Raw genomic sequence first — 19,887 nt, 5'->3', positions numbered from 1 at the left:
GTTAGCGTCAACCCCCCTCGGGAGACGGACGTCAGCGGCGTAATCCACTTTTATGTCCGACCTGCAAACCTCGACCAACGAATCTTTCGCGGCGCTTTTCGAAGAGTCGCTCTCCCGTCAAGACATGCGTGCTGGTGAAGTCATCAGCGCAGAAGTCGTTCGGGTTGACCACAACTTCGTGGTCGTCAACGCCGGCCTCAAGTCCGAAGCGTACATCCCCATCGAAGAATTCCTGAATGATCAGGGCGAGGTCGAAGTTCAGGCCGGCGATTTCGTTTCCGTGGCGATCGACGCCCTGGAAAACGGCTACGGCGACACCGTGCTGTCGCGCGACAAGGCCAAGCGTCTGGCCTCGTGGCTGCAACTGGAAAAGGCCCTCGAATCGGGCGACCTCGTGACCGGTACGATTACCGGCAAGGTCAAGGGCGGCCTGACCGTGATGGTCAACGGCATCCGTGCATTCCTGCCGGGTTCGCTGGTTGACACGCGTCCGGTCAAGGACACGACCCCGTACGAAGGCAAGACCCTCGAATTCAAGGTTATCAAGCTCGACCGCAAGCGTAACAACGTCGTGCTGTCGCGCCGTGCAGTGATCGAAGCCACCCAGGGTGAAGAGCGCGCCAAGCTGCTCGAAACGCTCAAGGAAGGCGCGATCGTCAAGGGCGTGGTCAAGAACATCACCGACTACGGCGCGTTCGTCGACCTCGGCGGTATCGATGGCCTGCTGCACATCACCGACATCGCATGGCGTCGTGTGCGTCACCCGAGCGAAGTTCTGTCGGTTGGCCAGGAAGTCACCGCCAAGATCCTCAAGTTCGATCAAGAGAAGGGCCGCGTCTCGCTGGGCGTCAAGCAACTCGGCGAAGATCCGTGGGAAGGCATTGCTCGCCGTTACCCGCAAGGCACCCGCCTGTTCGGCAAGGTCACCAACATCACCGACTACGGCGCATTCGTCGAAGTGGAATCGGGCATCGAAGGCCTGGTTCACGTGTCGGAAATGGACTGGACCAACAAGAACGTTGCTCCGACCAAGGTTGTCCAGCTGGGCGACGAAGTCGAAGTCATGGTGCTCGAGATCGACGAAGACCGTCGTCGTATCAGCCTCGGCATGAAGCAGTGCAAGCCGAACCCGTGGGATGACTTCTCGCGCAACTTCAAGAAGGGCGACAAGATCAAGGGCGCAATCAAGTCGATCACCGACTTCGGCGTGTTCATCGGTCTGCCTGGCGGCATCGACGGCCTGGTCCACCTCTCGGATCTGTCGTGGAGCGAAGCCGGCGAAGAAGCCGTTCGCAAGTACAAGAAGGGCGACGAAGTCGAAGCCGTGGTTCTGGGCATCGACGTCGAGAAGGAACGCATCTCGCTGGGTATCAAGCAGCTCGAAGGCGACCCGTTCAACACGTTCGTGGCGATCCACGACAAGGGCTCGATCGTTGACGGCACCATCAAGGCTGTCGATCCGAAGGGTGCTGTCGTTTCGCTGGGCGACGACGTCGAAGGCTACCTGCGCGCATCGGAAATCTCGCACGACCGTGTGGAAGATGCCCGTAACGTGCTGAAGGAAGGCGAAGCCGTCAACGCAATGATCGTCAACATCGATCGCAAGTCGCGCAACATCAACCTGTCGATCAAGGCCAAGGATTCGGCCGAGCAACAGGAAGCGATTAGCAAGATGTCGTCGGATAGCTCGGCAGCGAGCGGCACCACGAACCTCGGTGCCCTGCTCAAGGCCAAGCTGGACAGCCAGAATCAGTAAGGTCCAAGGCCTATGACCAAGTCTGAATTGGTCAACCAGTTGGCGGCGCGGTTTCCCCAGTTGGTGCTCAAGGATGCCGATTTCGCGGTGAAGACGATTCTCGACGCGATGGCCGATGCGCTTGCGCGCGGTCATCGAATCGAAATCCGCGGATTCGGTAGTTTTGGGCTCAACCGTCGGCCACCGCGCGTCGGCCGCAACCCGAAGTCGGGCGAGAAAGTGATGGTGCCGGAGAAATTCGTGCCGCACTTCAAGCCGGGCAAGGAGTTGCGAGAGCGGGTTGATCACAAGGCGTCGGACCAATAAGGCCCTTTGGGATCTACTACGCAAAAAAAGCGCCTTCGGGCGCTTTTTTTGTCTCCGGCGTTCGGCAATGCGCCGCGAGTGCGGACAAGCGCCGGAAATGTGAAGGCATTTGCAGGAACGACGCCTCACAGGGCACATCCGGTACAATACGCCCACGTGCCGGCCCGGTACGCGGGAGGGGCTCGACGCAGTCGTCGTCTCGCCTCGTCACGTTTGGCCGGCCCAAGTCGCAAAACATACGGCAATCCTGCCGCAGGAGCCTTTCGGCATGAAGCTGATTGTTTGGATCGTTCGCCTGATCGTATTCGTGGTGTTGCTGTGCCTGGCGCTCGCCAACACGGGCGAGGTCACGTTGAACCTGTTCCTGGGTCATACGTGGACGGCGCCGCTCATCATGATCGGCCTGGCGTTTTTCGTGGTCGGTGGCGTCATCGGTGTGCTCGCCACGTTGCCGAGTCTGATGCGTCAACGCCTTGAGTTGCGCCGCACGCGTCGCGATCTGGCCCGTGCTCAGCGGGAACCCGAAGCGAGCGATCAGCCGCCGATGCTGCCGCCGGTCTAAGGCGAAGCTGCGGCGCGCGATGCTCGCCATCCTCATCGACTGTTTCAACGACAACACGTATTCATGGAATTCGAGGTCTGGTGGCTACTTGCCATCCCCGTGATCTTCGGCTGTGGCTGGGTCGCCGCGCGACTGGATTTGCGCAGCCTGCTCTCGGAAAGCCGCAATCTGCCGGCATCCTATTTCCGCGGTCTGAATTTCCTGCTGAACGAACAGCCGGACAAGGCGATCGACGCTTTCATCGAAGTCGCCAAGCTCGATCCCGAGACGACCGAACTGCACTTTGCGCTAGGTAGTCTGTTCCGCCGTCGCGGTGAGACGGAGCGCGCCATTCGCGTGCATCAGAATTTGCTTTCGAGGGACGATCTGCCGCAAGCCGATCAGGAACACGCGCTCTACGAACTCGGTCACGACTTCCTGAAGGCCGGTCTGCTCGACCGCGCTGAAGACGCGTTCAGCCGTCTGCAGACCGGCGCATACGCGAAAGCGGCACAGCACGCAAAACTTACGATCTATCAGATCGAGAAGGAGTGGCGCAAAGCGCTGGCGGAGGCCGAGACGCTGAGCGATCTCGATCCTGCCGTCTCGTATCGCAAGGAAATTGCGCAATTCCATTGCGAATTGGCGCAAGAAGCGCTGCAACGCAAGGATGTCGACGCTGTCGGTCATGAACTGGATGCCGCGCTGGCGGCCAACCCGGCGAATGTACGTGCCCCGTTGTTGCGCGGCGACATGTTGCTCGCCGCCGGTGACGCCGAAGGCGCGCTGCGCGTGTTGCGCACCATCGAAGAACAGAATCCGATGTATCTCGGTCTGGCCGCCAAGCGCGTGATGAAGGCGTATGAAGCGCTGGGACGCGCCCCTGAAGGGCTGGCCATGTTGCGCGAGGCGCTGCGCAAGAATCCGTCGGACGACCTGCTGGAAATCGTCTACGAAAAGACGGTTTCGCTCGAAGGTCCGGAGGCCGCGCTCACCCTGATGCGCGAGCAAATGCATCGCGCCCCGAGCGCACCCGGCATGGCACGTCTGCTCGAAGCGCACGCCGCCACCGCGCATGGCGACACGCAGTCCGACCTGCAACTGATGGGTAAGCTCATCACGCAACGTACCAAGTCGTTGCCGCGCTACGTCTGCGACCAGTGCGGATTCCGTGCGCGCCTGTTCTATTGGCAATGCCCCGGCTGTAACGGCTGGGAGACCTACACGCCGCGCCGTGCCGACGTGCCGGCGGCTTCGTAAGACTTCTCACACCCCAATATCATGAAGATCACCATCATCGGTTCCGGCTACGTCGGCCTAGTTACGGGTGCATGTCTGGCCGACGTCGGCAACGACGTGTTCTGTCTCGACGTTGATCCCCGCAAGATCGAGATCCTGAACAACGGCGGCGTACCGATTCACGAGCCGGGCTTGCAGGAAGTCATTGCCCGCAACCGCGAAGCCGGCCGTCTGCAATTCTCGACGGACGTCGAAGCGTCGGTCGCCCACGGCGACGTGCAATTCATCGCGGTGGGCACGCCCCCCGATGAAGACGGCTCCGCCGACCTGCAATACGTCGTGGCGGCAGCACGCAACATCGGCCGCTACGCCAAAAGCTTCAAGGTGATCGTCGACAAATCGACGGTGCCCGTCGGCACGGCGGACAAGGTGCGCGCGGCGGTGGCCGACGAACTTGCCAAACGTAATGCGGACGTGAAGTTCTCCGTTGTTTCGAATCCCGAATTCCTGAAAGAAGGTGCGGCAGTGGACGATTTCATGCGTCCCGACCGTATCGTGATCGGTGTGGCCGACGATGCTGACGGCCAGCAGGCGCGCGCGATGATGAAGCGCCTGTACTCGCCGTTCAACCGAAACCACGACCGTACGCTGTACATGGACGTGCGCGCCGCAGAGTTCACCAAGTACGCTGCGAACGCCATGCTGGCCACGCGCATCTCGTTCATGAACGAACTGGCCAATCTGGCCGATCGCGTCGGTGTGGATATTGACGAAGTGCGCCAGGGTATCGGCTCCGACCCGCGCATCGGCTACCACTTCCTCTACGCCGGCTGCGGCTACGGCGGTTCCTGCTTCCCGAAGGATGTGCAGGCGCTCGTGCGCACCGCAGAAGACTATGGCGTGCCGCTGCGCATCTTGAACGCGGTGGAAGCCGTCAACGAAACGCAGAAGGCGGTGCTGATCGACAAGATCGTGACCCGTTTCGGCAACGATCTGAAGGACAAGACGTTCGCGCTGTGGGGGCTGGCGTTCAAGCCGAACACGGACGACATGCGCGAGGCCCCGAGCCGTCGTGTGATTGCCGAGCTGGTGCGTCGTGGCGCACGGGTGCGGGCGTACGATCCGGTGGCGCTCGATGAAGCGCGCCGCGTAATTGCGCTGGATTTCGCCGACGATGCCGACGCGCATGCCCGCATCGAATTCTGTGCGACGCAAAACGACGCGCTGACCGGTTCGGACGCGCTCGTGATCGTCACCGAATGGAAGGCGTTCCGCAGCCCGGACTTCGCTAAGGTGAAGACGGCGCTCTCGCTGCCGCTGATCTTCGACGGTCGTAATCTGTACGAACCGGAGGCGATGGAAGAGCTGGGCATCGAGTACCACGCCATCGGTCGTGGCCTGGGCCAGCCGGCCTGAATTTCAAGGAACGACGGATGACTTCGACGGCAACTTCGCTCACGCGCACGATTCAGGCGCCGGGTGTGCCCAACGTGCCACGCGAGGCGTTCAGTCGCGCACGCGTGCTGATCGTCGGCGACGTGATGCTCGATCGCTACTGGTTCGGCGACGTCAATCGCATTTCGCCGGAAGCACCGGTGCCGGTCGTGCACGTCAAGCGCAATGAAGAGCGCCTCGGCGGCGCGGCGAACGTGGCGCTGGGGGCGACGTCGCTCGGCGCACAAGCCGGGCTGCTGTGCGTGCTCGGTGAGGACGAACCCGCCGAGCGCATCGTCGATATGCTGGACGCCAGCGGCGTGACGGCATTCGTCACGCGCGACGCCGATCTCGCGACGACCATCAAGCTGCGCATCGTCTCGCGTCAGCAACAGCTGTTGCGCATCGACTTCGAGAATCAGCCCACGCGCGAAGTGCTGCTCGCGGTGCTGGACCAATATCGCCAACTGCTCGCCAGCTACGATGTCGTGCTGCTCTCGGACTACGCCAAGGGCGGTCTGACGCATGTGCAGCCGATGATCGAAGCGGCGCGCGCGGCCGGCAAGGCAGTGCTCGTCGACCCCAAGGGCAGCGACTACGAACGCTATCGCGGTGCGACGATTCTCACGCCGAACCGTGCTGAATTGCAGCAGGTCGTCGGCGTCTGGCATTCGGAGGACGATCTGACGTCGCGCGCCCAGAATCTGCGCGAATCGCTCGGCCTCGAAGCGCTGCTGCTCACGCGCTCGGAAGAGGGCATGACGCTCTTTACCGAAAGTGGCGCGCTCCACGTGCCGGCGCAGGCGCGCGAGGTGTACGACGTCTCGGGTGCGGGTGACACTGTGATCGCCACGCTGGCCACGTCGCTGTCGGCCGGGCTGCCGCTGCCGCAGGCGGTGGTGCTGGCTAACCGCGCGGGCAGCATCGTCGTCGGCAAGCTGGGGACGGCGACCGTCGACTACAACGAACTCTTTTCCGAGCTGACATGACCATCATCGTGACGGGCGCCGCGGGCTTCATCGGCGCCAACCTCGTCAAAGCCCTCAATGAGCGCGGAGAGACCGACATCGTGGCGGTCGACAATCTCACGCGCGCCGACAAATTTCGTAATCTGGTCGATTGCGAAATCAGCGATTACCTCGACAAGACGGATTTCGTCGCACGCTTTCAACGCCGCGAATTCGGCCGCGTGCGCGCGATCTTTCATGAAGGGGCCTGCTCCGACACGATGGAGACGGACGGTCGCTACATGATGGAGAACAACTTCCGCTACACGCGGGCGCTGTTCGAGGCGTGCCAGACGCAGACCGTGCCGTTCCTGTATGCCTCGTCGGCGGCAACGTACGGTGCGTCGGAAACCTTCGTGGAGACGCGCGAGTACGAGAAGCCGCTCAACGTCTACGGCTATTCGAAGTTCCTGTTCGACCAGATCGTGCGCCGTGCCATGCGTGACGCTGGCGGCAAGTTGCGGAGCCAGGTGGCGGGCTTCCGGTACTTCAACGTGTATGGGGCACGTGAAGCGCACAAGGGCCGCATGGCCTCGGTGGCGTTCCACAACTTCAATGAATTCCGCGCAAACGGCCGTGTGAAGCTCTTTGGCGAGTACAACGGCTATGCCGCCGGTACGCAAAGCCGCGACTTCGTCTCGGTCGAGGACGTCGTGAAGGTCAACCTGCACTTCTTCGATCACCCGGAGCGCAGCGGTATCTTCAATCTCGGCACGGGCCGGGCGCAGCCGTTCAACGACATCGCGGTCGCCGTGATCAACACGCTGCGCGCGGAGACCGGCGAAGCGGCGTTGTCGCTTGACGACATGGTCAAGCAGGGCCTCGTGGAGTACATCCCGTTCCCGGACGCCCTGCGCGGCAAGTATCAGTGCTTCACGCAGGCGAACATCGACCATCTGCGTCAAGTCGGCGGTTATCAGCAGCCGTTTTACACGGTGGGCGAGGGCGTTTCCCGCTACGTGCGCTGGTTGCTGGCGCAGTAAGTGTCGCCACAGGCGTCGACAGGTGGTTGAGCAGCAAAAGACGGGGAGCCAGGCGGCTCCCCGTTGTCGTTTGATGTCTCCCCGTGTCATCCGGGCGGGCGCTGAGGCGTTAAGTGGGTATCGGGGATGCTGGGATGTCCGATGTGTCGGTGCGCCACGGCGTTGGCCCGAGTGACCTTACAAGGAACAGATCATGCTTCGCAAACTCTTGCTGGCGGTTGTTACCTTCTTCACCCTGTGCGGCCTGGCAATGGCGGCCGTCGACATCAACACCGCCGACCAATCGCAGCTTGAGACGCTCAAGGGCATCGGACCGGTCAAGTCCAAGGCGATCATCGACGAGCGTAACGCCCACGGGCCCTACAAGGATGCGGCCGATGTTGCCAAGCGGGTCAAGGGCCTTGGCGCTAAGTCCGTGACGTCGCTGCAATCCGAGGGCATGACGATCAACGGACAGGGTGCTGCGGCACCGGCCAAGCCTGTCGCGAAAGCCCCTGCGACTGCTGCACCGGCGCCGGCCCCCGCGAAGCCCGCACCGTCCGCCGCTCAGACGCCTGCTGCTCCGGCACCGACCACGCCTGCCAAGCCGGTGACCCCTGCCGCGCCGGTGCCTGCCACCGCCACGCAAAAGACGCCGACACCCACTCCGGCTGCCGGTACGACGATGAAGCCTGCATCGCCGGGCGCCACCACCGCACCGGCCAAGCCGGGCACGCCGCTTCCGGCGGCGACCGGTGCGGCGGCCGCGACGGGGGCAGCGGGGGCAGCGGGGGCAACGGCTACCACGGGCGCATCCGACACGAAGGCGGACACCAAGACTAGCAAGTCGAAGAAGTCGAAGGATGCGAAGGCTGACAGCACCAAGGGCGCAACTGCCGCCGCACCGTCCCCCGCATCGGGCTCGGCCGCTGCAAGCGGTGACGCCAGCGCAGCCAAGCCATCCAAGCCATCCAAGTCGAAGAAGGCCAAGGCACCGGCACCGGCCAGCGCACCGAAGCTCTGACGCTGCCAGCGGCCGGTTGCGCCGGGCGCGAGTTGGCGCATCGCCCGGCCGCGAGACCTTACCCTGAGCGCGGTCATGGCCGGTGGATTAGAATGTTCCGATTCCCGACCGAAAAAGCTTAGCGTAATGGCCTACAAGACTATCGAAGACACCATCGGCAATACACCGCTGGTGCAACTGGTGCGTTTGCCCGACGACGAAATCCGCCGCCGCAACAACGTGATTCTCGGCAAGCTCGAGGGCAACAACCCGGCGGGATCGGTGAAGGATCGTCCGGCGCTGTCGATGATCAAACACGCCGAACTGCGCGGACGCATCAAGCCGGGCGATACGCTGATCGAAGCCACGTCGGGCAACACCGGTATTGCGCTGGCCATGGCCGCCGCCATCCGTGGCTACAAGATGGTCCTGATCATGCCGGAAGACCTCTCCATCGAGCGTCGTCAGAGCATGGGTGCCTACGGTGCCGAGATCATCCTGACGCCGGTCAAGGGCGGTATGGAGTACGCGCGCGACCTCGCCGAGCAGATGCAACGCGACGGACGCGGCATCATCCTCGACCAGTTCGCCAACCCGGACAACCCGCTGGCGCATTACGAAACCACCGGCCCCGAAATCTGGCGCGACACCGAAGGACGCATCACGCACTTCGTCTCCGCGATGGGGACGACGGGCACGATCATGGGCGTCTCGCAATATCTGAAGGAGCAGAGCGAGGCCGTGCAGATCATCGGTGCAGAGCCTGCCGAAGGGTCGCGTATTCCGGGTATTCGCAAGTGGCCGGAAGCGTATTTGCCGAAGATTTTCGACCGTGCGCGTGTGGATCGTACGATCTCCGTGACCCAAGCCGAAGCCGAAATCATGGCACGCCGTCTCGCGGCGGAAGAGGGCATCTTCTGCGGCATCTCGGCAGCGGGCGCCTGCCAGATTGCGCTGAATCTCGCGCGTGAGGTCGAGAACGCGACCATCGTGTTCGTCGTCTGCGACCGGGGCGACCGCTATTTGTCGACGGGCGTGTTCCCGGCGTAAGGCGGTATGTAGTCGCTGCACAGCCAACGAAAACGGGACCCGAGGGTCCCGTTGTTCATGATGACGGCAAGTCGCTGCTCGCTGCGATGTCGCCGAGATTACGGCGCGCGTGCCGCCTTGATCGCGTCGGCCAGATCGTACACCGCCATAGCGTAGAAGAAGCTTCGGTTGTAGCGCGTGAGCACGTAGAAATTCGTGAGGCCCATGCGGTACTGTGTGGCTTGTCCCGGCGTCGGCAGATCGACGATCAGCACCGGCGTGTCCAGCGCCCCGCCCACATCGAGCTTCGGCTCGTTCATCAGCATGCCAGCCTTGATGAAGTCGCCGAGCTTCCAATGCGGTTCAGGTTGTCCGTCGGCACCGGCTTCGGCCAGCCCCTGACTGCCGCGATCCCCGGCAATGTTCCACACAACCGGCTGACCCGCCTGCCATCCGTGCTGCTTGAGGAAGTTGGCGACGCTGCCGATGGCATCCGCCACGTCGGTCGTCAGGTTGATCTTGCCGTCGCCGCTGTAATCCACCGCGTAGTTGCGGATCGATGACGGCATGAATTGCGGGATGCCGATGGCACCGGCATACGATCCGTAGATGCTGAACGGATCGACGTTCCGCTCGCGTGCGTACAGCAGCAGGTTCTCAAGCTCCTTGCGGAACAGCGCCATGCGCTCGGAACGGTTGCGGGCGGGCGGGTAATCGAACGCCAGCGTGGTGAGCGCGTCGATGGTGCGGAAGTTGCCCATGTTGCGCCCGTAGATCGTCTCGACGCCGATGATGGAGACGATGATCTCTTCGGGCACGCCATACTCGCGTGCAGCGCGCGAGAGCGCCGCAGCATTCTGATTCCAGAAGCGCACGCCGCCGTTGATGCGGGTGTTGTCGAGGAAGTTCTTCTCGTACTTCGTCCAGTTCTTCTGGCCCGGCGTGGCGGGCGGCGCGACAAGGCGTGCGGCCGTCTGCGAGAACACGACGCGCGAGAAGATCTTCTGAAGCTCGCCACGATTGAAGCCGTTGCGCGCGACGAGGTCGTTGATGAACGCGTCGACTTCCGGGTTCGCCGCGTAGCGTTGCGGCACTACTTCTTCCTCGAACTCCGTCTGCGACGACTGAGAAGATTGCGCGACCGCCTTGGGGCGCGTCTGCGCATGCGCGTCGACACTCGTGAGCGCCGTCATCGCGAACGATGCACTCAGGCACAGCGCAATGCCGAGCGAGCCGAATGCGCCGAATGAGCGAGCGACGTGAGACGAGCGGGAAAATTGCCGGAGCGACGCCGCAGTGAGAGGGCGCGCAGTGTCCGGTCGAGCGTGGCGTGCTTGCGCCAACGGGAGAGAATCGTACATCCGTACCGGTGATGTCATGCTGTCTGTCAGGCCTGTATGAAGTCCGAATGCGATGCGGCGGTTGGGCCGCGATCACGTTAGTCGCGTTGGCGCTCTCATCGATAGCTATCGATGCCGATGGGCGCACTTTCGAGTGACGCAAAGTGCTCACTCAAAGCGAGATGCCCTCTAGAGCGTCAACCATTCATGCCAGTTCCTGCCGTCCCGAATTTCGGGAGATCGGCCCTTACCGGCTGACACGGGTCTGCTGGGAGACTGCTTGGCAGTATAACCGAGTGCACCTGTGATACCTTAAGGCCTGTGCACTGTCCGTGACAGTGTTCATGGGGGATGCCGGCTATCGGCACGCGTTTGCAGGTGATGTCGTGTGATGTTTGCGGCACATTTTCGCGACGCGAGCCAGGCTCTGCGCCCGGCCGCTACCGGACGTGGAGACCACGGCGCGGCGGGCATCCCCCGCCCGTCCCAATATAACGATTCGAAGCGATAGGCGACACAACGAATGGCTACCGGGTTTTATACGCACCCCGATTGCGTGCGTCACGAAATGGGCGAGTGGCATCCGGAATGCCCCGAACGGCTGCGCGCCATCGAAGACCAGTTGATCGCGGGACGCATCGACGGCCTGCTCGAGCGCCGTGAAGCCCCGGCGGCCGACGAAGCCAGCCTGCGGCTCGTGCACACGCAAGACCACATCGATTTCATTCGCGACAACATTCCCGAATCCGGGTACTTCCCCATCGATCCCGATACGCTGCTGAACCCGTACTCCTGGCGCGCGGCAACGCGTGCGGCGGGTGCGGCGATTGCAGCGACGGATGCGGTCATTCGAGGCGAACTCGACAACGCCTTTTGCAGCGTACGTCCGCCTGGCCACCACGCCACGCCCACGCGTGCGATGGGCTTCTGCCTGTTCAACAACGTGGCGATTGCAGCGGCACACGCGCTCGAAGTGCATGGGCTGTCGCGTGTGGCGATCGTCGACTTCGACGTGCACCACGGCAACGGCACCGAAGCTGCGTTCGGCAACGACGAGCGCGTGCTGATGTGCGGCATCTTCCAGCACCCGTTCTATCCGTTCTCCGGCGCGAAGGATCCTGCGCCGAACATGCTCAACATTCCGCTCGAAGCGCGCACGTCTGGTATGGCCGCACGCGAAGCCATCGAGTACGGCTGGCTGGGACGCCTCAATGCGTTCCGTCCGGAAATGATCTTCTTCTCGGCAGGCTTCGACGCGCATCGCGAAGACGATCTCGGCGGCCTCGGGCTCACCGAAGCGGACTTCGCGTGGATGACCAAGGAAGTCAAGGCCATTGCCGATCGTCACGCCAAGGGACGCATCGTGAGCTGCCTCGAAGGCGGCTACAACCTCTCGGCGCTCGGACGCAGCGTCGTGGCCCATCTGAAGGTGCTCGCCGACGTCTGACGGCAGCATGGCGCGTCGCACGCGTGCGACGAATGCAAGATGCCGGCCGTCTTCCCGATATATCGGGTTAAGGGCTAGAGGCGGCACAGGAGACAACATGACGTCATCGGAAGCGACTGCGGCCAGCGGGCCGCTGGTACTCGTCACGCGTGGTGAAGGCGATCTGGCCGGCGTGGTCACGCTCACGCTGAATCGTCCGCGTCAATTCAATGCCCTCTCCGAAGCGATGCTCGACGCGCTGCAACGGGCGCTGGACGACGTCGCGCGCGACGACACTGCGCGCGTCGTGGTGCTGGGCGCTGCAGGGGCGGCATTCTGCGCCGGGCACGATCTCAAGGAGATGCGCGCCGAGCCGTCGCTCGACTACTACCGCACGCTGTTCAACCAATGCACGCGCGTGATGCTGACGATCCAGCGCATGCCGCAGCCGGTGATCGCTCGCGTGCACGGTATCGCGACGGCGGCCGGGTGTCAGTTGGTGGCGATGTGCGATCTCGCAGTCGCCGCGTCGGCGGCACGCTTCGCGGTGTCGGGCATCAACGTCGGTCTGTTCTGCGCGACACCGGGTGTGGCGCTCTCGCGCAATCTCACGCGCAAGCAAGCGATGGAGATGCTGCTGACGGGCGATTTCATCGATGCGCAGACGGCTTGCGAGCGCGGTCTTATCAATCGTGTCGCGCCGATGGAACGCCTCGACGGCGAAGTGGCGGCGCTGTGCCGCTCGATTCTTGCCAAACCTGCGGCAGCGGTGGCGGCGGGCAAGGGGCTGTTCTATCGTCAGGCCGAGACGGGTATCGAAGCGGCTTATCAGATGGCGGGGCAGACAATGGCGTGCAACATGATGGATGCATGCGCGCTCGAAGGCGTGCAGGCATTCATCGAGAAGCGTCCGCCGGAGTGGACGAAGCCGAAGGACTAAGCGCCAACCGTCGTCACCACTGCTTTTCCAGCACGAGCGGCCCGGGTGTCGCCGTGCGGCTCACCGCATAACCATTGCCGGTGAACCAGGCACGCAGTTCCTTGATCATGTCCGGATTGCCGCAGACCATGATGCGCGAAGTGGCGGGATCGAGCGTTGCGCCGACGGCCTTTTCCAGTTCCCCTGAAGCCAGTAACGACGTGATGCGTCCATAGAGCGCGCCGGGCGTTTGCTCGCGCGTGACGCTCACTGCGAAGTGCAGCTTGTCGACGAGCGCCGGATCGACATCAGGATGCGAGAAGTGACGGAGTTCCTCGTAATAGGCGAGGTCGCGCTCCCATCGCACACTGTGCACGACGAAGATGCGTTTGAAGCGCTGCCAGACTTCCGGGTCGCGGAGAATCGACACAAAGGGCGCTAAGCCGGTGCCGGTGGCGAGCAGCCACAGGTCGTCGCCGCCGGTGAATCGGTCGAGCGTGAGGAAGCCGTAGGCGGTGTGATCGACGAACAGTTCGTCGCCGACCTTGAGTTCCGACAGCCGGGGCGTGAGCTGGCCCTCGGGGATCGTAATTACGTAGAACTCCAATGTATCTTCGGCGGGCGAATTCACGAAGGAATAGGCGCGCCAGATCAGTTCGCCATCGTCGCCCGGTAGTCCGAGACGCACGAACTGCCCGGCGGTGAATTGCAGGCCGGGCGGGCGCGTGGTCTTGATGCTGAAGATCGTCGGCGTCCAGAAATGCATGCCGGTGACCGTCTGCGGCGAGTATTTCGTCTGCTGTGTCTGCTGCGTCGTCTGCGCTTGCATGCCGGAGGCTCCTCGCAATTCCACACGGCTTCAGTGTAACGCGCAGCGAGGTATTGCGTGACGAGACCCTGTTCGCGAGGCGGGTTCCGGGGCCGCCACGCGAAGGCATTCGTCAGTGGCTGTGGTGCGTCCCGAGCGCGGGCTTTGCCGTCGATGTTTCGCTCATGCGCGGTTCATGCGTCATGGACTGGGGGTGCTTGCGCTTTGTGGCGGCGGTTTCCGGTACGTGCGCCAGCAACCAATAAGTCAACTCGTCGATAACCTTCTCGCGATCGAGGTCGTTGAGCGTTTCATGAAAGTGACCGGGATACAGCCGAAGGGTCTTGTCCTGCGATCCGGCATTGCCGTGAAACTGTTCGCTTGCCCAGGGGGCGGTGAGCCGGTCGGCGGTGCCGTGGAAGACGTAAAGCGGTAAATGCAGTGCGTCGGCGTTGGCGTGAATGCGCGCCATGGCGTCGAGCAGTTCGGCGGCGGTGCGCGCCGGGGTGCCGCGATACGCGTTAAGCGGATCTTTCTTCGCTGCGTCGACCACGGTCTTGTCGCGGGCGATGGCGGCCGGATCGATCTTGAAGACCGGCACCTTCGGTAGCCAGCGCGATACCCAGCGACCGGCCTTCACCATCCACGGCGCGACCGGTTCGCCCGGGGCGAGGGCGGGGCTGCTGAGCAGCAGGCCACTCACGTTCGCGGGCGCGCGCGTGATTGTGTAAAGCGCCGCGATGGCGCCCCCCATGCTATGCCCGAGCAGGAAGAGCGGCGTCGGCCCAAAGGTCGTGCGCACGTGCGTGAGGAAGATCTCGGTGTCGTTAAGGTATTCGTCGAAACGATTGACGTAGACACGCGAGCCTTCCGAGCGGCCGTGACCGCGCAGATCGTACGTGACGGTCGCAATGCCGAGCGACGCGAAATGCGCCGCCAGACGCGCATACCGTCCGCCGTGCTCCCCCATGCCGTGCACGATGGCAACCACAGCGCGTAGTGGGGTGTCTGTGTCGCCGTCGGTGTCCGGGTACCAGCTATGGACGTGGAGCATCAGTCCGTCGCTGGCTTGCAGGCGCGATTCCGAATGCGTTGTCATGTCTCCTCCTGGCGCGTTGGCCGGGTGACCGTCGTATGTGCGACGGCACAGTGATGATCGGGTGCGCCATTCGATCATAGGCCGTCTTGCGCCGGGGTGAATTCTCTAGAGGAAACGCACCACGAGGAAACTGGCTGTGCGTCACGATTTGCATAAAAATAGCACGATCGTTCGGGGTGGCAGGGCGCTGGGTAAGCGCGTCCGGCCTGCCTCCGGAGCCGTGATCGTAAGGATCGTGCATCCGTGGCTTATTCAAAGCGACACATGAACGCTCGCCACAAAATGCCGCAAATATGCACATAATGCGTCATCAGCCGAGTGGTTATAATGGCAGCGGATTGACGTAAACGTAACTTTGGAGCGAGTTCATGAAGATCCTGGTACCGGTCAAACGGGTAGTGGATTACAACGTAAAGGTTCGCGTGAAGAGCGACGGCAGTGGCGTCGACATCGCGAACGTGAAGATGTCGATGAATCCGTTCGACGAAATCGCGGTGGAAGAGGCGGTGCGTCTGAAGGAAGCGGGCGTGGCGACGGAAGTGATCGCGGTGTCGGCGGGCGTGGCCCAGTCGCAAGAGACGCTGCGTACGGCGCTGGCCATCGGTGCGGATCGCGCGATTCTCATCGAGTCTGACGAAGAGTTGCAGCCGCTGGCCGTGGCCAAGCTGCTCAAAGCGCTGGTGGACAAGGAGCAGCCGCAACTGGTGATCCTCGGCAAGCAGGCGATCGACGACGATTCCAACCAAACGGGTCAGATGCTCGCGGCACTCGCTAAGCTGCCGCAGGCGACGTTCGCCTCGAAGGTGTCGGTGGCGGACAACCGTGCACAAGTGACGCGCGAAGTGGACGGCGGTCTCGAGACCGTGTCGCTGTCGCTGCCTGCGGTGATCACGACGGACCTGCGCCTGAACGAGCCGCGTTACGTGACGCTGCCCAACATCATGAAGGCGAAGAAGAAGCCGCTGGAGACCGTGAAGCCTGCGGATCTGGGTGTAGATGTGAGCCCGCGTCTGAAGACGCTGAAGGTGGCCGAGCCGCCCAAGCGCAGCGCAGGGGTGAAGGTGGCGGACGTGGCAGCGCTCGTCGACAAGCTCAAGACCGAAGCCAAGGTTATCTAAGGGAGACGACGAGATGAGCATTCTGGTCATTGCAGAACACGACAACAACGCTATCAAGTCGGCGACCCTGAATACGGTGACGGCAGCGCTGCAATGCGGCGACGACGTGCACGTGCTGGTCGCGGGCAGCAACGCGAAGGCAGCAGCCGACGCCGCCGCGCAGATCGCCGGTGTGAAGAAGGTATTGCTCGCAGACGCCGCGTACTTCGGCGACGGTCTGGCTGAGAACATCGCGGACGAAGTGGTGTCGATTGCGGGCAACTACTCGCACATCCTGGCCCCGGCCACGGCGTACGGTAAGAACATCGCCCCGCGCGTCGCAGCGTTGCTCGACGTCGCGCAGATTTCGGATATCACGAAGGTCGACAGCGCGGACACTTTCGAGCGCCCGATCTACGCAGGTAATGCGATTGCGACGGTGCAAAGCGCCGACAAGGTGAAGGTCATCACGGTGCGCTCGACGGGCTTCGACCCGGCGGCGGCCACGGGTGGCAGCGCTGCGGTGGAAAGCGTCGCAGCGACGCCGGACGCTGGCGTGTCGCAGTTCGTGGGCCGTGAAGTGACGAAGCTGGACCGTCCTGAGCTGACCTCGGCGAAGATCATCGTCTCGGGTGGCCGCGGTCTGGGCAGCGGCGAGAACTACACAAAGGTGCTGGAGCCGCTGGCGGACAAGCTGGGTGCGGCGCTGGGCGCATCGCGTGCAGCGGTCGATGCCGGTTACGTGCCGAACGACTATCAGGTTGGTCAGACGGGCAAGATCGTCGCGCCGCAGTTGTATGTGGCTGTGGGCATTTCGGGTGCGATTCAGCACTTGGCGGGCATGAAGGATTCGAAGGTGATCGTGGCGATCAACAAGGATCCGGAAGCACCGATCTTCTCGGTGGCGGACTACGGTCTGGTGGGCGATCTGTTCACCGTCGTGCCGGAACTGACGGGCGCGCTGTAACGCGTCTGACGTAGTACCGAAGTGAAGTTGTGCGGCTGCGAGATTCATCTCTCGCAGCCGATTCGCATGAGGAGGCGTGCAAGTGCGTCTTCATGCGAATCGGTCGAGCAGCATCTGAAGTGAAAACAGAACGAACATAACAATAAGCATCCCGGTAATCGCCACCCACCGAAGGCAATCGGAATCCCTTGGAGGAACGACATGAGTTATCAGGCCCCGATCAAGGACATGCAGTTCGTGATGAACGAGCTGGCGGACCTGAACCGCATCGCTGCGCTGCCGGGTTATGAGGAAGCCTCGCCCGAACTCGCACAGGCCGTGCTCGAAGAAGCGGCCCGCTTCAATCAGGAAGTGCTCGCACCGCTGAACGTAATCGGCGATCAACAGCCGAGCACATGGAAGGATGGCGTTGTCACGACCACGCCGGGCTTCAAAGAAGCCTTTCGTCAGTTCTCCGAAGCGGGCTGGCAAGGCGTGGTGCATCCGCAGGCGTTCGGCGGTCAGGGGTTGCCCAAGCTCGTCGCCACGCCGTGCACGGAAATGCTCAATGCCGCGAACCTGTCGTTCGCCCTGTGCCCGCTGCTGACCGATGGCGCCGTCGAAGCGCTGCTCACTGCCGGTACCGACGCACAGCGTGCCCTCTACGTCCCGAAGCTGCTCTCGGGCGAGTGGACCGGCACGATGAACCTGACCGAGCCGCAAGCCGGTTCCGATCTCGCAATGGTGCGCACGCGCGCAGAGCGGGAAGGGGACGGCACCTATCGCATCTTCGGCACCAAGATTTTCATCACGTTTGGCGAACACGATATGGCGGAGAACATCGTCCACCTCGTGCTCGCGCGCACGCCCGATGCGCCCCCGGGCGTGAAGGGGATCTCGCTGTTCATCGTGCCGAAGTTCAACGTCGACGCCGAAGGCAAGCTCGGCGCGCGTAACGATGTGCACTGCGTGTCCATCGAGCACAAGCTCGGCATCAAGGCGAGCCCGACGGCCGTGCTGCAATTCGGTGACAACGGTGGTGCGACGGGGTATCTCGTCGGCGAAGAAAATCGCGGTCTCGAGTACATGTTCATCATGATGAACGCCGCGCGTTTCGCCGTCGGTATGCAGGGCGTGGCCGTCGCCGAGCGTGCCTATCAGCACGCGGTGGCGTATGCGCGCGATCGTCTGCAAAGTCGTCCGGTGGATGGCTCGTCGCGCGACGCCGTCACGATCATTCATCACCCCGACGTCAAGCGCATGCTCATGACGATGCGTGCGCTGACTGAAGGCGCTCGCACGCTGGCCTACGTGGCAGCTGCGCAGGCCGATATCGGTCATCACGCCGCCGCTGCTGCGGAGCGCAAGCGCGCGCAGGCGATCTACGAATTCCTCGTGCCGATCGTGAAGGGCTGGAGTACGGAGATGTCGCTGGAGGTCACGAGCCTCGGTGTGCAAGTGCACGGCGGTATGGGCTTCATCGAAGAAACGGGCGCTGCGCAGTACTATCGCGACGCACGCATTCTCCCGATCTACGAAGGCACCACCGCGATTCAGGCGAACGACCTGATTGGTCGCAAGACGTTACGCGACGGCGGTGCCGTGGCACGCACGCTATGCGAGATGGTCGAAGCGACGGAGAATGAGCTGCGCGCAGCGGGTGGTGTGGCGGCATCGGTGGCGGAGCGTCTTGCCAAGGGACGCGAAGCGCTGTCGATCGTGGTCGACTATGTCGTGGCGAACACGCAAGACAACGCCAACGCGGTGTTCTCTGGCAGCGTGCCGTATCTGAAGCTTGCGGGCATTGTGCTGGGTGGCTGGCAGATGGGGCGCGCGTTGCTGGCCGCGCAGAAGCTGCGCGATCAGGATCCGTCGTTCTTCGATGCCAAGATCGGCACTGCACGCTTCTTCGCGGATCACATCCTGACGCAAGCGCCGGGGCTGGCGCAGTCGATCACCGAAGGGGCCGACTCGGCCCTGTCGCTGAGCGACGCGCAGTTCTGATGCGCTTCGTTGCGTGAAAAAAGAAAGGCGACCTGCGGGTCGCCTTTCTTTTGCGCACAAACATCGTCGGACAAACATTGTTGGAAAAAAAACGGCACTGCGTGATTCACGCAGTGCCGTGCATTGGGTCCCCGCCTCAGCCGCTAAGCCGGCATCCTGAACCGAAGGTTCAAGGTGGTCGCGGTTAGTAGCGCTTTGGGTTCATCAGACAGAGTGACGCTCACGCCAGCACTACAAACTTCCGCAACCTGCAACAGATCATTGGTTCAAGGAATCTATGACTTTCGCGAACCAGGCAGGGAAAACTAACCTTTCGGACCGGACGTCTGCGGGTGTCTTTCAGTTCTGATACTGATCGATCACTGCGCTCAGTCGTTCGTCCATGAGCTGCATTCTACGCTGAATTTCTTCGGCGGGGAATGCTTGTCCAGCAGCAATACTTTTTTCCAGTGCAAGCAATTCGGATGCCAGGCTCAACGCTGCCATGACGGCAATCCGGTCGGTGCCGCGCACGCTGCTTTGCGCGCGGACCTTGCTCATTTCGGCATCCACGCGCGACACCGAAGCGAGCAGGTCGGCTTCGTGTTCCGGCGGGCAGGCGAGTCGGTACGACTGTTCCAGGATATGAACTTCGAGCTGCTTGATCGTCATGCGTTTTCTCCACCGGGGGCACCGAGCAGATCCATCTGACCCTCAGCGGGGTTCTGCGTGGGAAGCTTTTCAAGGATGGCGTTCAGGCGAACCTGTGCCTCGTCGATCTTGGCGGCAAGCTGATCGCGTTGCAGACGCAAGGCGTCGCGCTCCGTGCGCAATTGCTCAATGGCAGCGCGGGTTTCGTCGCATTCGGCACGCGCGCGGTCGAGTTCCGCGAGCAGCGCTTGATTGTGTTGGTGAAAACGCTGGCTGATAACAACCAGCTGTTCCATTTTGTCGGTGAGATTGTCGAGATCGGTGAGCATCGGGCTGCGTCC

General features: G+C 62.6%; 19 protein-coding genes and 1 other RNA gene. 14 read left to right on the top strand and 6 right to left on the bottom strand.

Annotated elements, in window-relative coordinates; translation table 11 throughout:
* Positions 1 to 52: 52 nt before the first annotated feature.
* The 9 genes from rpsA to cysM all read left to right on the top strand — a co-directional run bounded on the left by rpsA (position 53) and on the right by cysM (position 9,298).
* Complete coding sequence (gene rpsA / locus PCO31010_RS16015; RefSeq protein WP_039400075.1) at positions 53 to 1,756, top strand: 30S ribosomal protein S1; 1,704 nt, start codon at positions 53 to 55, stop codon at positions 1,754 to 1,756.
* Positions 1,757 to 1,768: 12 nt separating this feature from the next.
* The gene (locus tag PCO31010_RS16010; protein ID WP_017232087.1) at positions 1,769 to 2,062 is read left to right on the top strand and encodes an integration host factor subunit beta; all 294 of its coding nucleotides are present in this window, start codon (positions 1,769 to 1,771) and stop codon (positions 2,060 to 2,062) included.
* 268 nt (positions 2,063 to 2,330) lie between these two features.
* Entirely contained in the window at positions 2,331 to 2,624 is a 294-nt protein-coding gene (locus tag PCO31010_RS16005; RefSeq protein WP_039400068.1) for a LapA family protein, read from the top strand.
* Positions 2,625 to 2,687: 63 nt separating this feature from the next.
* Positions 2,688 to 3,863: a lipopolysaccharide assembly protein LapB gene (gene lapB, locus PCO31010_RS16000; protein ID WP_150665122.1), complete on the top strand. Its 1,176-nt coding sequence runs from the start codon at positions 2,688 to 2,690 to the stop codon at positions 3,861 to 3,863.
* A 21-nt stretch (positions 3,864 to 3,884) separates the two neighbouring features.
* Complete coding sequence (locus PCO31010_RS15995) at positions 3,885 to 5,258, top strand: UDP-glucose dehydrogenase family protein (RefSeq protein ID WP_150665121.1); 1,374 nt, start codon at positions 3,885 to 3,887, stop codon at positions 5,256 to 5,258.
* Positions 5,259 to 5,275: 17 nt separating this feature from the next.
* A complete protein-coding gene (rfaE1, locus tag PCO31010_RS15990) occupies positions 5,276 to 6,265 on the top strand; it encodes a D-glycero-beta-D-manno-heptose-7-phosphate kinase (protein ID WP_150665120.1) in 990 nt (329 codons plus the stop codon).
* Positions 6,262 to 7,266 carry an ADP-glyceromanno-heptose 6-epimerase gene (gene rfaD, locus PCO31010_RS15985; RefSeq protein WP_150665119.1) on the top strand — a complete coding sequence of 335 codons (1,005 nt, stop codon included), beginning with the start codon at positions 6,262 to 6,264 and terminating at the stop codon, positions 7,264 to 7,266. Before rfaE1 ends, rfaD begins: the two co-directional genes overlap by 4 nt.
* Before the next feature lie 193 nt (positions 7,267 to 7,459).
* Positions 7,460 to 8,269, top strand: a complete 810-nt coding sequence (locus PCO31010_RS15980) for a ComEA family DNA-binding protein (RefSeq protein WP_150665118.1) — start codon at positions 7,460 to 7,462, stop codon at positions 8,267 to 8,269.
* A 126-nt stretch (positions 8,270 to 8,395) separates the two neighbouring features.
* Positions 8,396 to 9,298, top strand: a complete 903-nt coding sequence (gene cysM / locus PCO31010_RS15975; protein WP_150665117.1) for a cysteine synthase CysM — start codon at positions 8,396 to 8,398, stop codon at positions 9,296 to 9,298.
* Between the two features lie 98 nt (positions 9,299 to 9,396).
* Here cysM and mltB read toward each other — a convergent pair whose 3' ends face one another.
* Positions 9,397 to 10,656, bottom strand: a complete 1,260-nt coding sequence (gene mltB, locus PCO31010_RS15970) for a lytic murein transglycosylase B (protein WP_246184633.1) — start codon at positions 10,654 to 10,656, stop codon at positions 9,397 to 9,399.
* 484 nt (positions 10,657 to 11,140) lie between these two features.
* On the opposite strand from mltB, the gene PCO31010_RS15965 reads away from it, so the two are divergent.
* Entirely contained in the window at positions 11,141 to 12,064 is a 924-nt protein-coding gene (locus PCO31010_RS15965) for a histone deacetylase family protein (protein ID WP_150665116.1), read from the top strand.
* Positions 12,065 to 12,161: 97 nt separating this feature from the next.
* Positions 12,162 to 12,983 (top strand): enoyl-CoA hydratase, encoded by an 822-nt coding sequence (locus PCO31010_RS15960; protein WP_150665115.1) that lies wholly within the window; start codon positions 12,162 to 12,164, stop codon positions 12,981 to 12,983.
* A gap of 13 nt (positions 12,984 to 12,996) precedes the next feature.
* On the opposite strand, the gene PCO31010_RS15955 is transcribed toward PCO31010_RS15960, so the two are convergent.
* Together PCO31010_RS15955 and PCO31010_RS15950 are read right to left on the bottom strand one after the other, a co-directional pair.
* Positions 12,997 to 13,791 (bottom strand): ferredoxin--NADP reductase, encoded by a 795-nt coding sequence (locus PCO31010_RS15955; RefSeq protein ID WP_150665114.1) that lies wholly within the window; start codon positions 13,789 to 13,791, stop codon positions 12,997 to 12,999.
* A 112-nt stretch (positions 13,792 to 13,903) separates the two neighbouring features.
* Positions 13,904 to 14,869: an alpha/beta hydrolase gene (locus PCO31010_RS15950; RefSeq protein ID WP_174984813.1), complete on the bottom strand. Its 966-nt coding sequence runs from the start codon at positions 14,867 to 14,869 to the stop codon at positions 13,904 to 13,906.
* Between the two features lie 368 nt (positions 14,870 to 15,237).
* Between PCO31010_RS15950 and PCO31010_RS15945 the strand changes: the two genes are divergently transcribed.
* From PCO31010_RS15945 to PCO31010_RS15935, 3 genes are all read left to right on the top strand, one after another.
* Positions 15,238 to 15,987, top strand: coding sequence for an electron transfer flavoprotein subunit beta/FixA family protein (locus PCO31010_RS15945; protein WP_039399700.1), 750 nt, complete (start codon positions 15,238 to 15,240; stop codon positions 15,985 to 15,987).
* A 13-nt stretch (positions 15,988 to 16,000) separates the two neighbouring features.
* Complete coding sequence (locus PCO31010_RS15940; RefSeq protein WP_150665112.1) at positions 16,001 to 16,933, top strand: electron transfer flavoprotein subunit alpha/FixB family protein; 933 nt, start codon at positions 16,001 to 16,003, stop codon at positions 16,931 to 16,933.
* A gap of 201 nt (positions 16,934 to 17,134) precedes the next feature.
* Positions 17,135 to 18,916: an acyl-CoA dehydrogenase gene (locus PCO31010_RS15935; RefSeq protein ID WP_150665111.1), complete on the top strand. Its 1,782-nt coding sequence runs from the start codon at positions 17,135 to 17,137 to the stop codon at positions 18,914 to 18,916.
* 124 nt (positions 18,917 to 19,040) lie between these two features.
* On the opposite strand, the gene ssrS is transcribed toward PCO31010_RS15935, so the two are convergent.
* The 3 genes from ssrS to PCO31010_RS15920 form a co-directional block, all read right to left on the bottom strand.
* Positions 19,041 to 19,221, bottom strand: a non-coding RNA gene (ssrS, locus tag PCO31010_RS15930) — 6S RNA.
* A gap of 34 nt (positions 19,222 to 19,255) precedes the next feature.
* Positions 19,256 to 19,567, bottom strand: coding sequence for a cell division protein ZapA (locus tag PCO31010_RS15925; RefSeq protein WP_039400039.1), 312 nt, complete (start codon positions 19,565 to 19,567; stop codon positions 19,256 to 19,258).
* Positions 19,564 to 19,875 carry a hypothetical protein gene (locus tag PCO31010_RS15920; protein ID WP_039400036.1) on the bottom strand — a complete coding sequence of 104 codons (312 nt, stop codon included), beginning with the start codon at positions 19,873 to 19,875 and terminating at the stop codon, positions 19,564 to 19,566. The genes PCO31010_RS15925 and PCO31010_RS15920 overlap by 4 nt, the downstream gene beginning before the upstream one ends.
* Positions 19,876 to 19,887 lie beyond the last annotated feature (12 nt).

The organism is Pandoraea commovens, from assembly GCF_902459615.1.
GTDB lineage: Bacteria > Pseudomonadota > Gammaproteobacteria > Burkholderiales > Burkholderiaceae > Pandoraea > Pandoraea commovens.
Note: the sequence above shows the minus strand (reverse complement) of the source record. Positions and strands in the feature narration are given on the sequence as shown.

What these genes read in the sequence shown, in the direction of transcription:
- rfaE1 (WP_150665120.1), top strand. Translation starts at nt 5,276, where the DNA reads ATGACTTCGACGGCAACTTCGCTCACGCGCACGATTCAGGCGCCGGGT.
- PCO31010_RS15955 (WP_150665114.1), bottom strand. Translation starts at nt 13,791, where the DNA reads ATGCAAGCGCAGACGACGCAGCAGACACAGCAGACGAAATACTCGCCG.
- PCO31010_RS15950 (WP_174984813.1), bottom strand. Translation starts at nt 14,869, where the DNA reads ATGACAACGCATTCGGAATCGCGCCTGCAAGCCAGCGACGGACTGATG.
- PCO31010_RS15945 (WP_039399700.1), top strand. Translation starts at nt 15,238, where the DNA reads ATGAAGATCCTGGTACCGGTCAAACGGGTAGTGGATTACAACGTAAAG.
- cysM (WP_150665117.1), top strand. Translation starts at nt 8,396, where the DNA reads ATGGCCTACAAGACTATCGAAGACACCATCGGCAATACACCGCTGGTG.
- PCO31010_RS15935 (WP_150665111.1), top strand. Translation starts at nt 17,135, where the DNA reads ATGAGTTATCAGGCCCCGATCAAGGACATGCAGTTCGTGATGAACGAG.
- PCO31010_RS15960 (WP_150665115.1), top strand. Translation starts at nt 12,162, where the DNA reads ATGACGTCATCGGAAGCGACTGCGGCCAGCGGGCCGCTGGTACTCGTC.
- PCO31010_RS15925 (WP_039400039.1), bottom strand. Translation starts at nt 19,567, where the DNA reads ATGACGATCAAGCAGCTCGAAGTTCATATCCTGGAACAGTCGTACCGA.
- PCO31010_RS15965 (WP_150665116.1), top strand. Translation starts at nt 11,141, where the DNA reads ATGGCTACCGGGTTTTATACGCACCCCGATTGCGTGCGTCACGAAATG.
- PCO31010_RS15920 (WP_039400036.1), bottom strand. Translation starts at nt 19,875, where the DNA reads ATGCTCACCGATCTCGACAATCTCACCGACAAAATGGAACAGCTGGTT.
- PCO31010_RS16010 (WP_017232087.1), top strand. Translation starts at nt 1,769, where the DNA reads ATGACCAAGTCTGAATTGGTCAACCAGTTGGCGGCGCGGTTTCCCCAG.
- PCO31010_RS15980 (WP_150665118.1), top strand. Translation starts at nt 7,460, where the DNA reads ATGCTTCGCAAACTCTTGCTGGCGGTTGTTACCTTCTTCACCCTGTGC.
- PCO31010_RS16005 (WP_039400068.1), top strand. Translation starts at nt 2,331, where the DNA reads ATGAAGCTGATTGTTTGGATCGTTCGCCTGATCGTATTCGTGGTGTTG.
- lapB (WP_150665122.1), top strand. Translation starts at nt 2,688, where the DNA reads ATGGAATTCGAGGTCTGGTGGCTACTTGCCATCCCCGTGATCTTCGGC.
- rfaD (WP_150665119.1), top strand. Translation starts at nt 6,262, where the DNA reads ATGACCATCATCGTGACGGGCGCCGCGGGCTTCATCGGCGCCAACCTC.
- rpsA (WP_039400075.1), top strand. Translation starts at nt 53, where the DNA reads ATGTCCGACCTGCAAACCTCGACCAACGAATCTTTCGCGGCGCTTTTC.
- mltB (WP_246184633.1), bottom strand. Translation starts at nt 10,656, where the DNA reads ATGACATCACCGGTACGGATGTACGATTCTCTCCCGTTGGCGCAAGCA.
- PCO31010_RS15940 (WP_150665112.1), top strand. Translation starts at nt 16,001, where the DNA reads ATGAGCATTCTGGTCATTGCAGAACACGACAACAACGCTATCAAGTCG.
- PCO31010_RS15995 (WP_150665121.1), top strand. Translation starts at nt 3,885, where the DNA reads ATGAAGATCACCATCATCGGTTCCGGCTACGTCGGCCTAGTTACGGGT.